Annotated in this window: 13 protein-coding genes, 1 tRNA gene and 1 pseudogene; 3 read left to right on the top strand and 12 right to left on the bottom strand. The window is 71.4% G+C overall.

Annotated elements, in window-relative coordinates; genetic code table 11:
• Positions 1 to 114: 114 nt before the first annotated feature.
• The 6 genes and pseudogenes from puuE to D3P35_RS13945 form a co-directional block, all read right to left on the bottom strand.
• Positions 115 to 1,005, bottom strand: a pseudogene (gene puuE, locus D3P35_RS13920) (allantoinase PuuE); the annotation flags it as partial.
• A 169-nt stretch (positions 1,006 to 1,174) separates the two neighbouring features.
• Positions 1,175 to 2,275 (bottom strand): pyridoxal phosphate-dependent aminotransferase, encoded by a 1,101-nt coding sequence (locus tag D3P35_RS13925; protein WP_118135349.1) that lies wholly within the window; start codon positions 2,273 to 2,275, stop codon positions 1,175 to 1,177.
• Positions 2,276 to 2,338: 63 nt separating this feature from the next.
• The gene (locus tag D3P35_RS13930; protein WP_118135420.1) at positions 2,339 to 5,335 is read right to left on the bottom strand and encodes a valine--tRNA ligase; all 2,997 of its coding nucleotides are present in this window, start codon (positions 5,333 to 5,335) and stop codon (positions 2,339 to 2,341) included.
• Between the two features lie 96 nt (positions 5,336 to 5,431).
• Entirely contained in the window at positions 5,432 to 5,791 is a 360-nt protein-coding gene (locus D3P35_RS13935; protein ID WP_157982149.1) for a hypothetical protein, read from the bottom strand.
• Positions 5,792 to 5,922: 131 nt separating this feature from the next.
• On the bottom strand, positions 5,923 to 7,341 hold the full coding sequence (locus D3P35_RS13940) for a TolC family outer membrane protein (RefSeq protein WP_157982150.1): 1,419 nt from the start codon (positions 7,339 to 7,341) through the stop codon (positions 5,923 to 5,925).
• 58 nt (positions 7,342 to 7,399) lie between these two features.
• A complete protein-coding gene (locus D3P35_RS13945) occupies positions 7,400 to 8,053 on the bottom strand; it encodes a protein-L-isoaspartate O-methyltransferase (protein ID WP_118135352.1) in 654 nt (217 codons plus the stop codon).
• 218 nt (positions 8,054 to 8,271) lie between these two features.
• On the opposite strand from D3P35_RS13945, the gene D3P35_RS13950 reads away from it, so the two are divergent.
• Positions 8,272 to 8,345: transfer RNA gene (locus tag D3P35_RS13950), tRNA-Cys, on the top strand.
• A 137-nt stretch (positions 8,346 to 8,482) separates the two neighbouring features.
• Complete coding sequence (locus tag D3P35_RS13955) at positions 8,483 to 9,205, top strand: tyrosine-protein phosphatase (RefSeq protein ID WP_157982151.1); 723 nt, start codon at positions 8,483 to 8,485, stop codon at positions 9,203 to 9,205.
• A 148-nt stretch (positions 9,206 to 9,353) separates the two neighbouring features.
• Here the strand turns inward: D3P35_RS13955 and cobT are convergent, their stop codons facing one another.
• Positions 9,354 to 10,364, bottom strand: coding sequence for a nicotinate-nucleotide--dimethylbenzimidazole phosphoribosyltransferase (cobT, locus tag D3P35_RS13960; RefSeq protein WP_118135354.1), 1,011 nt, complete (start codon positions 10,362 to 10,364; stop codon positions 9,354 to 9,356).
• Between the two features lie 156 nt (positions 10,365 to 10,520).
• Here cobT and cobS point away from each other — a divergent pair, with 156 nt between their 5' ends.
• Positions 10,521 to 11,264: an adenosylcobinamide-GDP ribazoletransferase gene (cobS, locus tag D3P35_RS13965; protein ID WP_232830511.1), complete on the top strand. Its 744-nt coding sequence runs from the start codon at positions 10,521 to 10,523 to the stop codon at positions 11,262 to 11,264.
• A 586-nt stretch (positions 11,265 to 11,850) separates the two neighbouring features.
• Here cobS and D3P35_RS13970 read toward each other — a convergent pair.
• From D3P35_RS13970 to D3P35_RS13990, 5 genes are all read right to left on the bottom strand, one after another.
• On the bottom strand, positions 11,851 to 12,369 hold the full coding sequence (locus tag D3P35_RS13970; RefSeq protein WP_118135356.1) for a CarD family transcriptional regulator: 519 nt from the start codon (positions 12,367 to 12,369) through the stop codon (positions 11,851 to 11,853).
• Positions 12,370 to 12,662: 293 nt separating this feature from the next.
• The gene (gene fdxA, locus D3P35_RS13975; protein ID WP_118135421.1) at positions 12,663 to 13,001 is read right to left on the bottom strand and encodes a ferredoxin FdxA; all 339 of its coding nucleotides are present in this window, start codon (positions 12,999 to 13,001) and stop codon (positions 12,663 to 12,665) included.
• Positions 13,002 to 13,114: 113 nt separating this feature from the next.
• On the bottom strand, positions 13,115 to 13,405 hold the full coding sequence (locus D3P35_RS13980) for an RNA-binding S4 domain-containing protein (RefSeq protein ID WP_118135357.1): 291 nt from the start codon (positions 13,403 to 13,405) through the stop codon (positions 13,115 to 13,117).
• Positions 13,406 to 13,412: 7 nt separating this feature from the next.
• On the bottom strand, positions 13,413 to 16,487 hold the full coding sequence (locus D3P35_RS13985; RefSeq protein WP_118135358.1) for a helicase-related protein: 3,075 nt from the start codon (positions 16,485 to 16,487) through the stop codon (positions 13,413 to 13,415).
• 64 nt (positions 16,488 to 16,551) lie between these two features.
• Positions 16,552 to 17,148, bottom strand: coding sequence for a tetratricopeptide repeat protein (locus D3P35_RS13990; protein WP_232830509.1), 597 nt, complete (start codon positions 17,146 to 17,148; stop codon positions 16,552 to 16,554).
• Positions 17,149 to 17,176: the final 28 nt, after the last annotated feature.

A 17,176-nucleotide genomic window follows, 5' to 3' on the forward strand; every position in this document is an offset into this window, starting at 1 on the left:
CGATGCCCCGGAGGGACGTTCCCCGCGAGACATGAATCATGCGGAGGCCCGTTCCGGGCCATTCCCCCGTCTCGCCCGGCCTTGCGGCCGGGCTCGGGCGGGCGCTCAGCCCTGCGGGAATTCCCGGCGCCAGTGCCGCGCGATATCGAGCCGCGTCGTGACCCAGGCATCGGCCCCGGCCGCCTGCACATGGTCGAGGAAGCGCGCCAGCGCCGCGGCCCGGCCCGGGCGCCCCACCAGCCGGCAGTGCAGCCCCACCGACATCATCCGTCCGCCCTCCTCGCGCAGCACCTCGAACGTGTCGCGCAGGTAGGCGAAGAACTGGTCGCCCGAGTTGAAGCCCTGCGGCGTGGCGAAGCGCATGTCGTTGGCATCGAGCGTGTAGGGCACCATCAGGAAGGGTCCGTCCGGCCCGTCGATGTAGTAGGGCAGCTCGTCAGCATAGACATCCGCCGAGTACTCGAAGCAGCCGGCCTCCATGGAGAGCGGGATGGTGTTCTCGCTGGTCCGGCCCTGGTAGATGCCTTCCGGCGGGCGGCCGACCACTTCGGTGTGCAGGCGCACCGCCTCGGCGATATGCGCCGCCTCCACCTCGCGGGGCACGTCGCGGTAGTCGATCCACTTCAGCCCGTGGGTGGCCATCTCCCAGCCGGCATCGTTCATCGCCCGCACCGCCTCGGGGTTGCGCGCCAGCGCCGTGGCCACGCCGAACACCGTCACCGGCAGGCGCCGCGACGTGAACATGCGGTAGAGCCGCCAGAAGCCTGCCCGCGCGCCGTATTCGTAGATCGATTCCATGTTCATGTGCCGCTGCCCCGGCCAGGGCGCGGCGCCGACGATCTCGCTCAGGAAGGCCTCGGAGGCGGCATCGCCGTGCAGGATGTTGTTCTCCCCGCCCTCCTCGTAGTTCACCACGAAGTTCACCGCCACGCGCGCGCCGCCCGGCCAGCGCGGTGAGGGGGGCGTGGCGCCGTAGCCGATCATGTCGCGGGGGTAGTCGGTCATCCTGGGTCTCCTCCGGGTCGGGTTCCGCCCGATCCTAGCGAGGCGCCCCGGCCTGTCCAGCCCGCGCCGGACGCGGGGCCGGGGCCGGCGGAGGCCCTTCGGGGCCTTCGCCACGCCCGCCGCGCTGCGGGGGCCGGCAGGCCCCCTCGGCAAGGCGGGCGTTCGCCCCTCAGCGGAGCGCGCGCAGGGCCTCGGGCAGCCGGGTTTCCAGCAGGTCGAGATCGGCGGAGGTGCCGGCGGAGACGCGGATGCAGCGGTCCTGCGGGGCCACGAAGGGCATGCGTACGAAGATGCCGCGCGCCGCCAGTTCGCGCACCAGGGCGCGGGCGAAATCGCCGTCGCGCCCGCAGTCGAGGGTGACGAAATTGGTCGCGGAGGGCAGTGCCTCCAGCCCGTTCGCCGCGCCGATCTGCGCGATGCGCTCCCGCGCCCGGGCCACCTCGCCGCGCACCAGCGTGAGCCAGGCGCCGTCGCCCAGCGCCGCGAGGGCGCCGGCCTGGCTCACCCGGCTCATGCCGAAATGGTTGCGCACCTTGTTGAAGGCCGAGGCGAGACCCGGCGCGCAGAGCGCGTAGCCCACCCGCGCGCCCGCCAGCCCATGCGCCTTGGAGAAGGTGCGGAAGCGGATCACGCGGGGGTCGTTCACGTCGATTGCAGGCGCGGCCGCCTCGGGGGCGAGGTCGATATAGGCCTCGTCGAGGCACAGGAGCGCGCCCTCGGGCAGGTTCGCGATCATGTCGGTGACCACGCCCGGCGCGTGCAGCCCGGCCATCGGGTTGTCGGGGTTGGCGAGGTAGACCAGCGGCGCGCCGGTCTCGCGGGTCTTGTCGAGCAGGGCCGCGGGGTCGGTCGCGTCGCCCTTGTAGGGCACGGTCTCGAGCCGGCCGCCATAGCCCGCCACGTGGAAGTTGAACGTGGGGTAGGTGCCCATCGAGGTCACCACCGGCGTGCCCTGCCCGGTCACCAGCCGCACGAGATAGCCCAGCAGCCCGTCGACGCCTTCGCCCACCACCACGTTTTCCGGGCCCACGCCGTGATGCGCGGCCAGTGCCTCGCGCAGGTCGTGGTTTTCCGGGTCGCCGTACATCCAGGCCTCGCGGGCCGCGGCCTCCATCGCCTCGATCGCCTTGGGCGAGGGGCCGAACACGCTCTCGTTGGCGCCGAGCCGGGCGTCGAACACCCGGCCGGTGGCCCGTTCCTGGGTTTCGGGACCGACGAAAGGCACCGACGCCGGCAGGCTGTCGATGAGAGGGGTATAGCGGGGCGTCATCTTCCCGACCTTTGCGAAGGCCCCCCAATCGCGCCCGGGGGGCCGGAGTTTAGCCGGTGCGCGTCAGGCCATTTCCGCCACGCGGGCAAGCGCGCCGCGCAGTTTCTCGATCTCGGTGGTCGCGGCGTCGAGCCGCTCGCGCTGCTCCTCCACCACCTCTTCCGGCGCCTTGGCGAGGAAGGCCTCGTTGCCGAGCTTGGAGGTGAGGCCCTTGACCTCCTTCTCCAGCTTGGCGAGGCCCTTCTCCAGCCGGGCCTTCTCGGCGGCGATGTCGATCACATCGGCGAGCGGCAGGCACAGCGTGGCGCCGGGCACGGCGAGGGTTACGGCCCCCTTGGGCGCCGCCCCGGCGCGCGGCATCTCCGGCACGCGGGCCATGCGGGCGATGAGCTCGGAGGCGCCGGCCAGCCGGGCCTCGGCCTGCGCATCCGCCTCGATCACCACCAGCGGCACCTTCGCCCCGGGCGAGACGTTCATCTCGGCGCGCAGGGAGCGGATGTCGGAGATGAGCCCGATCACCCAGCCCAGCTCGGCATCGGCCGCCGCATCGGCGATCTCGGCGCCATACTCCGGCCAGTCGGTGTGCACGAGCATCTTCGGGCGTGTCGCGATGGCGCCCCAGAGCTCCTCGGTGATGAAGGGCATGAACGGGTGCAGCAGCACCAGGCACTGGTCGAGCACCCATGCCATGACGGCTTGCGTCTCCTCCCGCGCCGGATGGCCCTCGGCGAGCAGCGGCTTGGCGAATTCCACGTACCAGTCACACACCACGCCCCAGACATGGGCATAGAGCCCGTTCGCGGCGTCGTTGAAGCGGTAGGCGGCCAGCGCCTCGTCGGTGGCGGCGCGGATGCGCCCGGTCTCGCCGATGATCCAGCGGTTCACGCTTTCCCGCGCCTGCGGGATGTCCTGCCCCACCGGCTTGCAGCCGTTCATCTCGGCGAAGCGCGCGGCGTTCCACAGCTTGGTGCCGAAGTTGCGGTAGCCGGCGATGCGGGCGGTGGAGAGCTTCAGGTCGCGCCCCATGGCGGCCATGGAGGCCAGCGTGAAGCGCACCGCGTCGGCGCCGTACTCGTCGATGAGCTCAAGCGGGTCGAGCACGTTGCCGAGCGACTTCGACATCTTCTTGCCCTTCTCGTCGCGGACGAGCGCGTGGACATAGACGGTGTGGAAGGGCACTTCGTTCATGAAATGCGTGCCGAGCATCATCATCCGGGCGACCCAGAAGAAGATGATGTCAAAGCCGGTGACGAGCACGTCGGTCTTGTAGTAGCGGGCGAGCTCGGGGGTCTGGTCCGGCCAGCCAAGGGTGCCGAAGGGCCAGAGGCCGGAGGAGAACCAGGTGTCGAGCACGTCCGGGTCGCGCCACAGCGCGATCTGCTGGCCCTCGGCATCGTCACGGGTATGGCCCTTGGAGGCGAGCATGCTCTCGACCGCCTCGGGGAGGACATGGCCGAAGGCGCCGGTACCGGCGTAATAGGCCTTCGCCTGCTCCAGCGCCTCCTCATAGGTGGGCGCGCAGAAGGGCACGGGCTCGGCCCAGTTCCAGACGTCGAACGTATCCTCGCCCTTCTCGCCATGGCTCACGGAGGGCCCGTACCAGACCGGGATCTGGTGGCCCCACCAGAGCTGGCGCGAGATGCACCAGGGCTCGATGTTCTCCATCCAGTGGAAGTACACCTTGGTGTCGCGCTCGGGCAGGATCTGCGTCGCGCCGGAGCGCACCGCCTCGATGGCGGGCTTCGCCAGCGTCTCGGTGTCGACGAACCACTGGTCGGTGAGCATCGGCTCGATGACCACCTTCGAGCGGTCGCCGAAGGGCTGCATGATCGGCTTCGCCTCGACGAAGGGCACCATCTCGGTGACCGTTTCTCCGGTCTCCTTGTCGGTGCGGCTCTCCTCGACCATGACGGCGAGGCCGGCGGCGTTGATGTCCGCGATCACCGCCTTGCGGGCGTCGAAGCGGTCCATGCCGCGGTATTTCTCCGGCACGAGGTTGAGCGCGTCGATCTCGGCCTCGGAGGCCTCGGCGCCGGCGGCGATGGCGCGGGCCTGGGCCACGGCGGCCTCGTAGGGGGCACCGTCGGCACGCATGGCGCCTTTCGTGTCCATCAGCCGGTACATCGGCAGCTTGTTGCGCTTCGCCACCTGGTAGTCGTTGAAGTCATGCGCGCCGGTGATCTTCACCGCGCCGGAGCCGAAGTCCGGGTCCGGGTACTCGTCGGTGATGATCGGGATCAGGCGGTCGCAGAGCGGCAGGTGCACCATCTTGCCGACGATGGGCGCGTAGCGCGCGTCATCGGGGGAGACGGCCACGGCGCCGTCGCCGAGCATGGTCTCGGGGCGGGTGGTGGCGATGGAGATGTAGTCGCGCGTCTCGCGGAAGGTGACGTTCCCGTCCTCGTCCTTCTCGACATACTCGTAGGTCTCGCCACCGGCGAGCGTGTACTTGAAGTGCCACATGTGGCCCGGGCGCTCGATGCTCTCCACCTCGAGGTCGGAGATGGCGGTCTCGAAATGCGGGTCCCAGTTCACGAGGCGCTTGCCGCGGTAGATCAGCCCCTGCTCGAAGAGGGTCACGAAGACCTTCAGCACGGCGCGCTGGAAGGTCTCGTCCATGGTGAAGGCGTTGCGGTCCCAGTCGCAGGAGGCGCCGAGGCGCTTGAGCTGGTTGATGATCGTCCCGCCGGACTGCTCCTTCCACTCCCAGACCTTGTCGATGAAGGCCTCGCGGCCCATCTCGCGGCGCGAGGGCTGGCCTTCGGCGGCGAGCTTGCGCTCCACGACCATCTGGGTGGCGATTCCGGCATGGTCCTGCCCGGGCTGCCAGAGCGTGTCGAAGCCGCGCATCCGGTGCCAGCGCACGAGGATGTCCTGCAGGGTGTTGTTGAAGGCATGGCCCATGTGCAGGCTGCCGGTTACGTTCGGCGGCGGGATCATGATGCAGAAGGTTTCCGGGCGCGAGGCGTTCGCGCCCGCGCGGAAGGCGCCGGCCTTTTCCCAGGCAGCGGAGATCTGAGCCTCTGCGGCGGCGGCTTCGAAGGTCTTTTCCATGGTCATCGCCTGCATTCCCGTAACGTCCGAGGAATGCTCTCTAGCGCGGGCGGCGGCGATATTGAAGTGCCAGCATGCGCGCGCGGGGCAGAATCGCGCCGCTCAGCCCTTGTCGCGGGCGTCGAGGGCGCGGGCCACCTCGCGGCGCACCATGCGGCGGATGTTGGCGGAGATGCGCTCGCCCAGCTCGCCGCGCAGCTCGGCGCGCACGATCTGGCGGATGTGGTCGGCGAGGTCCGCCGCCTCCGACAGGCTCTCGGGCTCGGGCCCGTCGATGCGCATCTCGCGGGTGAGCACGAGGCGCCCGGCGGGGGGCGGCGCCTCGCGCGGGCCGCGGCGGCTGTTCTCCTCCTCGGTCACGAGGCGGCGGATCGAGGACAGCACGTCCTCGACGCTGGGAGTGTCGTGATGGGTGTCGCCGGTGCCGGCCATGCCGCCTCGAAGCTCGCTGCGGGGCCACATCGCCCCGCCCCCCATGGATAGGCGTTTCACGCCCGACAGGCAATGCGCCGCCCCCCCTCGCCCGCACGAAAACGCCGCCCGGCGCGGGGCGCGGGCGGCGGTTCGTGCCGGATCGGGACAGGGCCCGGCGGTCAGTTCCAGCGGTCGACGATCTTCTCGAGCCGCAGGCCATCGTCGTTGGGCGGGTTGGTGCGCACGTACTCGTAGTTCGCCGTCGGGTCGTAGGGGGTGACGGTGAGGCCGAGATGCGCCACCGTGAGCAGGCCCATGGCCGAGAGCAGGTTGTAGGCGGCGACGAACTCGTCACGCTGGGCGGAGACGAGGTCGGAGCGGGCCTCCAGCAGGGTCTGCTCGGAGTCGAGCACGTCGAGCGTGGTGCGCTCACCGTATTTCGCCTCCTCCACCACGCCGTTGAAGGCGACCTCGGCGGCGGCGATCTGCTCGCGGTTGGCGCGGATCGAGGCGCGGGCCACGGCGAGGCCGGACCAGGCGAGCTGCACCGACTGGCGGATGGTGCGCGCGGTGTCCTGGGTCTCGGAGCGGCGCTGCGAGACGATCGCCTCGGCCTGGCGCACGATGCTGTCGAGCTCGCCGCCGCGGTAGAGCGGCACCTGGATCTGCAGCTGGATGAGGGCGCCGAGCGTGTCCTCGTTGGTGGAATTGTCGTGGAAGGCGGCCTGGTTGTGGTCGTAGTAGACCGAGCCGTTGAGGGTGAGCAGCGGGTTGAGCCCGGCGCGGGCGAGCTCGACGTCGTGCATCGCCGCTTCCTCGGTGTAGCGCGAGGCGATCAGCACCGGGTGCTCGCGCATCGCCACGGCCTCGGCCTGGGCCTCGGACTGCGGCAGGTCGGGGATCGGCGGCGGCGGCGAGAGGTCGCCCGCCTGCTCGCCCACGGCGGCGAGATAGGCGGCGCGGGACTGCGCGAGCGAGCCGGTGGAGGCGGCAAGGTTTGCCCGGGCGGCGGCGAGGGCGGCCTCCGCCTGGCTCACGTCGGTGCGGGTCACCTCGCCGACCTCGAACCGGTCCTGCGTGGCGCGCAGCTGCTCGTTGATGACGCGGACGTTGTTGCGGGCGATGTCGACGAAGCGGATGTCGCGGCGCACGTCCATGAAGGCGGTGGCGGCGTCGAGCAGCACGTCCTGCTCCACGCCCACGAGCGAGGCGCGGGCGGCGAGCACCGAGGCCACGGCGCTGTCGATCTGCGCCTGGGTGCGGCCGAAGCTGCCCAGGGTCAGCGAGCCGTCGATCGAGGCGCCGGCCTGCAGCTGGGTGGTGTCCTCCGGGCCCACGGTGCGGCCCTGGCGGGTGAACTCCGACACCGCGCCGAGCGAGCCGTTGCCGGTGATGTCCGGCAGCAGGTCGGAGCGGGCCTGTGCCACCTGCTCGTCGGCCTGCATCAGCTGCGCGCGGCTGATGCGCAGGGTCGGATTGCTCTCGTAGGCCTTCACGAGCGCGTCGGGCAGTGTCTGGGCCGTGGCCGCCACCGGCAGCCCCATCCCGAGCGCAACCGCGATCCCGGCGATTGCGCGCCGCGACATGTCCAGCTTCATCCGTTTCTCCCGTCCCGCCGTTCTCTCGAGCCACCCGGAGGGCCGGCCCATCCGAAATTCAGAATGCGAATTCCTGTTCTTTCTCAAACCCTAGAAGGACCGGGGCCGTTGCGTCAAATACATTCCGCCACGCAACCGATGCACCGGTGCAGGTTCCCACCCGGCACTGGCCGAAGGGCCCTTCCACGAAGATGGCGATGATGTGGCCGCCGGGTTTCACCTGCTCCACGATGGCCTGGGGCACCTGCTCCACGCCGCCGTTGATCAGCACGAGGTCGAAGGGCCCGTGCTCCGGCGCGCCGCCGGCGTTCGGGGCGTTCTCGACGATCACGGTATCGGCGCCGGTCTCGGCCAGGGCGGCGGTGGCGAAGCGGGCGAGGTCGGCGTCCTCCTCGACGGCCACGACAGCGGCGGCGAGCCGGGCGAGCACGGCGGAGGAATAGCCGCAGCCCGGCGCGATATCGAGCACCAGCGCGTCCGGTCCGGGGTTCACCGCGTCGAGCATCTTGGCGAAGACCCGCGGGTCGAGCAGCACGCGATTCTCGCCCACCGGCACATGCTCGCCGACATAGGCGACGTCGCGCATGTCCACCGGCACGAATTTCTCGCGCGGGACATCGAGCATCGCGGCAATGATCGGGTAAAGCGTCACGTCGGAGGGCCGGATCTGGCAATCCACCATGGCGGTGCGGGCGGCGGCGAAATCGGTCATGTTCGGGCCTCAGCTACACTCGGTTCGATCCGGTATTGCCACAAAAGGTCTGGGGGAGCAATCATCTGCCCCCGGGCCGGGCGCCCCTCCCCTCCCGCATGTGACCCGATTGCCATTGCGGGAAGGTAAACGCGCGCCGGGACCGGCGCGGATATCCGCTTGTCACCTCCGGCGCGGCTTGCTATAGCCCCGGCTGACTGCGGCGCGGGAGGATTTCCGGCGACGTGGCGGAGTGGTTACGCAGCGGATTGCAAATCCGTGTACACCGGTTCGATTCCGGTCGTCGCCTCCACACCGGGCCGCCTGCCCGCAGTCGCCGCGCCCTCGCCTCCGGGGGCTGAGCCCGGCCCGGCCCGGGGTATGCCAGCCCCGCCAGACCGGCCCGCCTGCTCGGGGGGGCGTCCTTGCCAGGGGAAGCCCGTCCGCGTGATGAACCCGTTTTCCAAGAGCCCCGAAGCCCGCGCCCGCCGCCGCCAGCGCGACCTGCAGCGCTGGTCGGAACCGCCGACGAGCTGGTGGGGCCGGTTTCGCGCCTGGTCGAACATGCTGCTGCAGGACCACGGGGTCTTCCGGCTCATCTACCCCAATTACCATCGGCTGGGCAAAACCGGCGCGCGCTCGGCTCAGCCCTCGCCCGGGCTGCTGGCGCGGTTCGCGCGCGAGGGCGGGCGCACGGTGATCTCGCTGCGCGGCGGCATGCTGTTCGGCTCGCTGCCGCTGGAGATCCTGGCCTGCGAGAAGCTCGGCCTCACCTTCACGCGGGTGCGCGTGCGTTCGCGCGAGCTGCCCAGCCGCGAGGAATTCCGCGAGCTGGTCCGCACGATGCGCGAGGCCGAGGCGCCGGTGCTCTACCACTGCAAGTCCGGGGCCGACCGGGCGGGCTTCGTCTCGGTGCTGCACATGCACCTGATCGAGGGCCAGCCGCTGGAGCAGGCGCTCGGCCAGCTCTCGGCGCGCTACGGGCATTTCAAGCATGCCAAGACCGGCATCCTGGACCGGTTCTACGAGACCTGTCTCGCGGAGACGGCGGAGAGCGGCATGGGGCTGGAGGAATGGGTCGAGACCCGCTACGACCCCGCCGCCATCAAGGCCGGGTTCCGCAGCACCGGGCCGATGTCCTGGGTGGTCGAGAAGATCCTGCGCCGCGAGTGACCCCGCCGGGGGGCCGGGCGCCGGCCGTCCCCGTGCGGGTCTGCCGACCCGCACCACCGGGGGCATGCCCCCGGTGCGGCCGTGCGGAGCACGGACGGGGGACGGGTTCCGCCCCGCTCCGCAACCGCGCCGCGCGCGGCAGGCCGGGTCAGGCGCCGGACACCCCCGCCTCGGCAAAGCTCGCCATGCCGCTGTGACAGGCGAGCGCCGCGCGCACGATCCCGATCGCGAGCGCCGCCCCCGACCCCTCCCCCAGCCGCAGCCCGAGCGCGAGCAGCGGCGGCTTCCCGAGCCGCTCGAGCAGCCGCGCGTGCCCGGCTTCGGCCGAGACATGTGCGGCGAGGCAATGATCGAGCCCCCCGGGCGCGAGCCTGGCCAGCACCGAGGCCGCCGCGCAGGAGATGAACCCGTCGAGCAGCACCGGGATGCGCTGCGCCCGCGCCCGGGCCATCGCGCCGGTCATCGCTGCCACCTCGCGCCCGCCGAGGCAGCGCAGGGCCTCGAGCGGATCGCCCGGCGCGCCGGGGTTTGCCGCGAGCCCGGCGCGCACCACCGCGGCCTTGCGGGTGAGGCCGGCATCGTCGACCCCCGTGCCGCGGCCTACCCATCCCTCGGCGTCTCCGCCCCAGAGGGCGGCGGCGAGCGCGGCGGCGGAGGTGGTGTTGCCGATGCCCATCTCGCCTGTCACCAGCAGGTCCGAGGCGGGGTCCACCGCCTCCCAGCCGGCGCGCAGGGCGGCGACCAGCTCGGGCTCGCTCATGGCCGGACCTTCGGTGAAATCCGCCACCGGGCGGTCGAGCTCCAGCGCCTCGACCGAGAGCACCGCGCCCGCCACCCGGGAGAGCTGGTTGATCGCGGCGCCGCCGTGGCGAAAATTCTCCACCATCTGCGCCGTCACCTCGGCCGGGAAGGCCGAGACACCCCGCGCGGTGATGCCATGGTTTCCGGCGAAGATCGCCACCTGCGGCCGCTCCAGCGCGCCGAGCGGCGCGCCGCGCCAGCCCGCGTACCAGATCGCCAGCTCCTCCAGCCGGCCGAGCGCGCCCGGCGGCTTGGTGAGGGTCACGTCGCGGGCCCGGGCAGCGGCGGCAGCCGCCTCGTCGAACGCGGGCGCCCCCCGCACGAGGGTGGCGAATTCGGCCGCGGAGGAGAAGGTCATGTCGGGCTCCCGTGATTGTCTTGTGCCGCGCCGCCTGTCTATATGGCCGCTCCCTGTCACCGCAAGATGCGCCCCGGCGCCGGAGTGCCCGTGCCCGATCCAGTGCCCGATCCAGTGCCCCACCCAGTGCCCGGCCAGGGCGGCCCGCCGCAGCCGCTGATCTCGCCACGCGACCCGGGCGCCGCGGCCGCCCTGCTCACCCGCCTGCCGCTGCCGGTCGACCACGCGGCCATCGCCGGCCGGCTGGCCGCCTCGGCCTGGGCCTGGCCGCTGGTGGGGGCGCTCCTGGGGGCGGCTGCCGGCGCCGCGCTGGTGCTGGCCCGCCTCGCCGGGCTGCCGGGCGGGATGGCGGCGGCGCTGGCGCTCGCACTTCTGGCCCTCGCCACCGGCGCGCTGCACGAGGACGGGCTGGCCGATTGCGCCGACGGGTTCTGGGGCGGGCGAGACCGGGCCAGGCGGCTCGAGATCATGAAGGACAGCCGCATCGGCAGCTACGGCGCCGTGGCGCTCGTGCTGGTGACGCTGGCGCGCTGGTCGGCCCTCGCGGCCCTGCCCGGCTGGAGCCCGGTCGCGGCCCTGGCGCTGGCCGCCGCAGCCTCGCGCGCCGCGATGGCCGTCGCGATGCGGCTGCCGAACGCGCGCGGCGAGGGGCTCTCGGCCGGGGTGGGCCGGCCGCCGCTGGCGGCACTGGCGCTCGGAACCGGGCTCTGCCTGCTCGGCGGCGGGCTGGCGCTGGGGCTGGCCGGGCTGCTGGCCTGCGCGCTCGCCGCGGCGGGCGGCGCCGCGGTCTGCCTGCTGGCCCGCGCCCGGCTGGGCGGGCAGACCGGAGACGTGCTGGGCGCCACGCAGCAGATCGCCGAGACCGCGGCGCTGGCCGGGCTGGTGGCCTGCCTCGGCTGAGGAGTGCGGCGCCGAACCGGGAGCCGGGAGCCGGGAGCCGGGAGCCGGGAGCCGGGAGCCGGGAGCCGGGAGCCGGGAGCCGGGAGCCGGGAGCGCGCATGCCCTGCCCCTGCCCGGCGCGCAACCTGCATCTTCCCTTTCACACCGCCTCTCCCAGGGATTCCCCCAGGCGCGAAGGGCCGCGCCCGACCCTGGGTGGGCGCAGGAACACCTGTGGTCAGCGGTTTATCCCCAAAGCTCCGGACGACGGCTGTGCGGCTCAGGGCATCGCCATCGCGCCCTCCCGGGGGGAGGGTCGGGCGCGGCCCGGGCTGGTCGCCCGGGCGGAAGGGGGAAGCCGGGCGCTCCCGGGACGCTGCCAGGTTATGGCAAGGAGCGCCCGGCAGACGCAGCGCCGCGGTGAAGCGCCTTGCCCCGGGGCACGCCGGGGGCGGAGGTCCGGAGAGGCCTTCGCCACGCCTGTCGAGCTGCGGGGGCCGCAGGCCCCCTCGGCGAGGCGGGCGTTCCCCCGCCCACGAAAAAACCCGCGTCCGGCGGGGACGCGGGCTTTCTCGGGAACCGGGCGAGGCGCCCGGTGCAGCTCGGTTCAGGCGGCGCGGCAGTCGAGCAGTTCGTCGACCTTCTTCGCGGCGCGCTGCTCGTCGACACCGTCGACGGCGGCCACTTCGCGGGTCAGGCGCTCGAGCGCGGCCTCGTAGAGCTGGCGCTCGGAGTAGGACTGCTCGCGCTGGTCGTCGTTGCGGTGCAGGTCGCGCACCACCTCGGCGATCGAGACGAGATCGCCGGAATTGATCTTCTGTTCGTATTCCTGGGCGCGGCGCGACCACATGGCCCGCTTCACCCGGGCACGGCCCTTGAGGGTTTCGAGCGCCTTGCCGACGATGTCGGGCGTGGACAGCGACCGCATGCCGACCGAGTTGGCCTTCGCGGTGGGAACGCGCAGGGTCATCTTGTCCTTCTCGAACGAGATAACGAAGAGCTCCATCTTCAGACCGGCGATTTCCTGAACCTCGATCGTGAGAATGCGACCGACCCCATGGGCCGGGTATACGACGTAATCGTTCGGCCGGAACTCCGACCTCCCATCCGCCTTAAGTTTCGTCATTGCGTCTTCCTCTTACGGACCTGCGGCGCGCCTCTCGCAAAGAAACGAACACCCCAGAGCTGCCTGCATGACAGCCCCGCGGAGGCTTCGTCTGGCGAGAGAAACGGGCTCCCGGCAGGTCAGGGACCTGACATGTGAGCCGTGCATCCAACATTGTGACGCATATATAGCATCATATTGTCGATTCTGGAAGATGGGCGCACGAGAATCGTGCAGACGCGGTTAACCAACGTCCGGAATGGTTGCGTCAGCGGCGCGGATGCCCGCCCGGGCCGGGGCGGGCCGCTGGCGCGTCAGTTGCCCTCGCCGGGCTCCGCGGAGAACATGGAGGCCAGCTTGCCCTCCTTGCCGTCGTTCTCCTCGGCCTCGGGCAGCGGGTCGCGGCGCTGGACGATGTTCGGCCAGGCCTCGGAGTATTTGCGGTTGAACTCCACCCACTGCTCCATGTCCGGCTCCGTGTCCGGGCGGATGGCATCGGCGGGGCACTCGGGCTCGCACACGCCGCAGTCGATGCACTCGTCCGGATGGATCACGAGCATGTTCTCACCCTCGTAGAAACAATCCACCGGGCAGACCTCGACACAGTCCGTGTATTTGCAGGCGATGCAGTTGTCCGTGACGACATAGGTCATGTAGGCGGCCCCGTATTCCACAGAAAAAGGGTGTGAAGCGCTTACGCTTTCGCGTTCATCGGCGTTTTATGGCCGGCCCGTGACGGGTTCAAGGGGGGAATTCGCGCGGGCAGTCAATTCGCCCCGCTGGGTGCCGGGGCGTCAACCGGCTCGTAGAGGCTGCGGGCCTCGGGCGCCGGGCCCCGCCGCTCGCCCAGCGCGAGTATCCGGACCACCTGCACGGCGTTGCCCTGGGGGAAGGTGAGCACGTCGCCCGGCCGCACGGTGGCGGCCGGTTTCTCGGTGCGGGCGCCGTTGATGCGCACCTTCCCGGCGCCGGCGAGCTTCGCGGCCAGGCTGCGGGTCTTGAAGAACCGCGCGTGCCAGAGCCACTTGTCGAGCCGGATGCCGGGGTCGTGCTGCAATCCGCGCTCAGTCCTTCTTGAGCTTCAGTGCCGCGAGGGCGGCGAAGGGATTGTCGGGGTCGATGGCCTTCTCGGGCCGGCGGTTCTGCCCCGAGGAATACACGCGGGGCTTGTTGCCGCCCTGCGCCTCGTCGCGCGGCTTGCCCTTGCCCTTCTTGCCCTTGCCCCCGGAGGGCTTGCCGCCCTCGCGCCGGCCGGAGGGCTCGCCCTCGGGCTTGGCGTCGCGGCGCGGCGGGCCCTTGCGGCGGTTGCGATTCGCATCGCGGCGCGGCGGGGCCCAGGTGAAGGTGTAGAAGACTTCCATCTCCGCCGGCGCACCGTCCTCACCCTCGGCCGGAACCTCGGGAGCGGCTTCGGCCTCGGCCTCGGCGGGCACTTCGGCTTCCGCTTCGGCGGGGGCTTCAGCTTCCGCTTCAGCCTCGGGGGCGGCCTCTTCGGCAGGCGCCTCGGCAGCGGTTTCGACCGGGGTTTCGACCGGGGCTTCCTCCGCGGGGGTCTCGGCAGCGGTTTCAGCCGGAGCGTCCTCCGCCACCGGCGCGGCCTCCTCGGAAAGCGCCTCGGGCGCGGCTTCGGCGGGGGCGTCCCCGCTCACGGCCGGGGCCTCGGCGGTGTCAGCCTCGGCGGTGTCAGCATCGGCGGGGGCCGCTTCGGCTGCGGCCGGAGCCTCGCCCTCGGCCACGCCGGGGCGGTTCTTCGGCCGCTCGCCCTGCTCGGCGCGATAGCCGAGGCCGGAGAGCAGGGCCGCGAACTGTTCCAGCGTCAGGCCGGTGATTGACAGCATGTCGGGCGTGGCCTCGAAACCGCTACGGGTGTCGCGCGCGCGGATCTGGTCGGCGAGGCGCTCGAGCATGTCGATGCGGATCGCGCGCGGGCCTGCGGCGTGGTAACCGGCGCGGGCGTAGTAGCCCTCGGGCGCGCCCTGCACCTCGGGAATGGTCACCAGGCCCGGCGGCGGCGCGGAGGGGAACTCGTCGAGCCCCTGCTCGAGCGACCAGAGCACCAGGCGCAGCTGGGTGGGCGCGGGCTTGAGCAGCGCCTGCTGGAACAGCGTGTACTGGCCGAAGCGCACGCCATGCTTGCGCAGCATGCCGCGGGCGTCCTGGTCGAGCGACTTCACGTCCGCCGCCACCTCGGCGCGCGGCAGCACGCCCAGCGCTTCGACGAGCCGGAAGGCCACGCCGCGGGCGAGGCCGGTCACGCTCTCGTCGTTCTTCAGCGCCAGCAGCGGCTCGAACTGGGCGGCGATGCGCCGGTTGATCCAGTGGGTGAGCCGGCGGGTGACCTTCTCGGCCACCGAAGGGTCGGCGCTCTCGTCGACGAAGGCCTTCACCTCCGGCGACAGGGCGTCCGGCCCGGCCACGAGACGGCCGACGGCATGCTCGCCCCACATCAGCCCGCCCTGCTCGGTCATGCCGATCTCGGGGTCGGGCGCGTTGTAGAAACGGTCCGCCCGGCGGTTGAACTCCACCTGAAGCGCCTGGAGGGAGGCGGCTTTCAGGGTCTTGGCCTCATCGCCGGCCGCTTTCGGATCGGGGCTGAACTGGAACCCTTCCAGCCGGCCCACGAACTGACCTTCGACGGTCACATCACCGGTTTCGTTCACTTCGGCCACCAGGCTCTCCCTCTGTTTCAACCGCCGCATGAGCACGCTCGTGCGCCGGTCGACAAATCTCTGCGTCAGCCGCTCGTGCAGGGCATCGGACAGGCGATCTTCCACGGCCCGGGTCTCCCCGCGCCAATGCTCCTCGGACTCGACCCAGCCACTGCGCTGCGCGACATAGGTCCAGGTCCGGATATAGGCCAGCCGCTTGGAAATCGCATCGATGTCCCCTTCGGTCCGGTCGATGCGCTGTATCTGCCCTGCCAGCCAGTCGGAGGGTATACACGCCCGCCCGGAGGACAGGAACTGATAAATGCGCGCCAGCAACGTCGCATGTTCGGTCGGGCTCACCTTGCGGAAGTCCGGCACCTGGGCCACGTCCCAGAGCCGGCGCACCGCCTTCGGGCCGGAGATGCTGTCGCGCACCGCGTCATCGGCCCAGAGCGCCTTCAGCGCGGCGAGGTCGTCCGCCTCGCGCGCGCGGATGAGGTCGGGGTGCCCGGCCGGCGCCTCGAGCGAGGCGATCAGCCCCGGCACGGTGCCGAACTCCAGCTTCGCGTTACGATACTGCAATTTGCTCAGCGGCGCGAATCGATGCTGCTCGATCGCGTCGATCATTTCCTCGTCGAGGGGGCCGGCCTCGCCCGTTACCCCGAAGGTGCCGTCATTGGTGTGGCGGCCGGCGCGGCCGGCGATCTGGGCGAGCTCGTTGGCATGCAGCCGGCGGTGGCGGTGGCCGTCGAATTTCGACAGGCCGGCGAAGGCCACGTGGCGCACGTCGAGGTTCAGCCCCATGCCGATCGCGTCGGTGGCCACCATGTAGTCCACGTCGCCGTTCTGGTAGAGCGCCACCTGGGCGTTGCGGGTGCGCGGGCTGAGGGCGCCCATCACCACCGCCGCCCCGCCGCGCTGGCGGCGCAGCAGCTCCGCCACGGCATAGACGTTGTCGACCGAGAACCCCACGATGGCCGAGCGCTCCGGCAGGCGCGACAGCTTCTTGGAGCCGGCGTAGGTGAGGTTGGAGAACCGCTCCCGGCGCTGGAACTGCGCCTGGGGGATGAGCGAGGCGATGCGCGGGCGGATGGTGTCCGAGCCCAGGAACAGCGTCTCGTGCAGGCCGCGGGCGAAGAGCAGCCGGTTGGTGAACACGTGCCCGCGCTCGGGGTCGGCGCAGAGCTGGATCTCGTCCACCGCCACGAAATCGGCGCCGATCTCCAGCGGCATCGCCTCCACCGTGCACACCCAGTACTGGGCGCGCGGCGGCACGATGCGCTCCTCGCCGGTGACCAGCGCCACCACGGATGGGCCGCGCAGCCCCACGATGCGGTCATACACCTCGCGCGCCAGCAGCCGCAGCGGCAGGCCGATCACGCCGGTGCGGTGCCCGAGCATGCGTTCGATGGCGTAATGGGTCTTGCCCGTGTTCGTCGGCCCGAGGACGGCCGTCACGGTCCGGTCTCGCGGGTGCGCAGTATCCAGCATGTCCGCCCTTCGGGTGGGTATTCGGCCGCGGCACCGGTGCCGTCAGCCTCTCCCGCTCATATCCTCAGATATCGGGGCCGTCCACCTCGGTGGCAAGACGGTCGACCGCCTCGTTCACCTGGTCGCGGTGCGGGTTGAGCGCCTGTGCGGCGCGGAAGGCGGCCAGCGCGCCCTTTGCCTCGCCGGTCTGCTCGAGGATGATGCCCAGGCCCGCCAGCGCGCCGAAATGCTGCGGGTTGAGCGTGAGCGCCTGCTCGATGTCGGGCACGGAGAGGCCCGGCAGATCCATCATGAAGAAGGTGGTGGCGCGGGCGTTCCAGGCCTCGGCGAAGCCGGGCTCATGGTCGATCAGGGCGGAGAAATGCTCGATCGCGGCCTCGTAATCCTCGGCGTTGAGCGCGTCCTGGCCGCGGCGCAGCAGCAGGTTCGCCGTGTCGGAGCCGGAATCGGACCAGAGCTCGATCACCCGCTGCTCGATGCGCTCGGGCGCCGGCGCGTCGGGGTCGGACAGCCGGTCGAGCAGGATGGCCAGTTCCTCGTCATGGTTCGGGCGCGACTGCTCGACAGGCTCGGTCACCGGCCCCTCGGGCACGGCCTCGCCGCCGGGCACCATCGCCTGCGCCAGCAGTGGCGCGGGGGCGGCCAGCAGCGCGAGAACCATCAATGTCTTTTGCACTCCGGACATGTGC

It is taken from the genome of Oceanicella sp. SM1341 (genome assembly GCF_003448965.1).
GTDB lineage: Bacteria > Pseudomonadota > Alphaproteobacteria > Rhodobacterales > Rhodobacteraceae > Paroceanicella.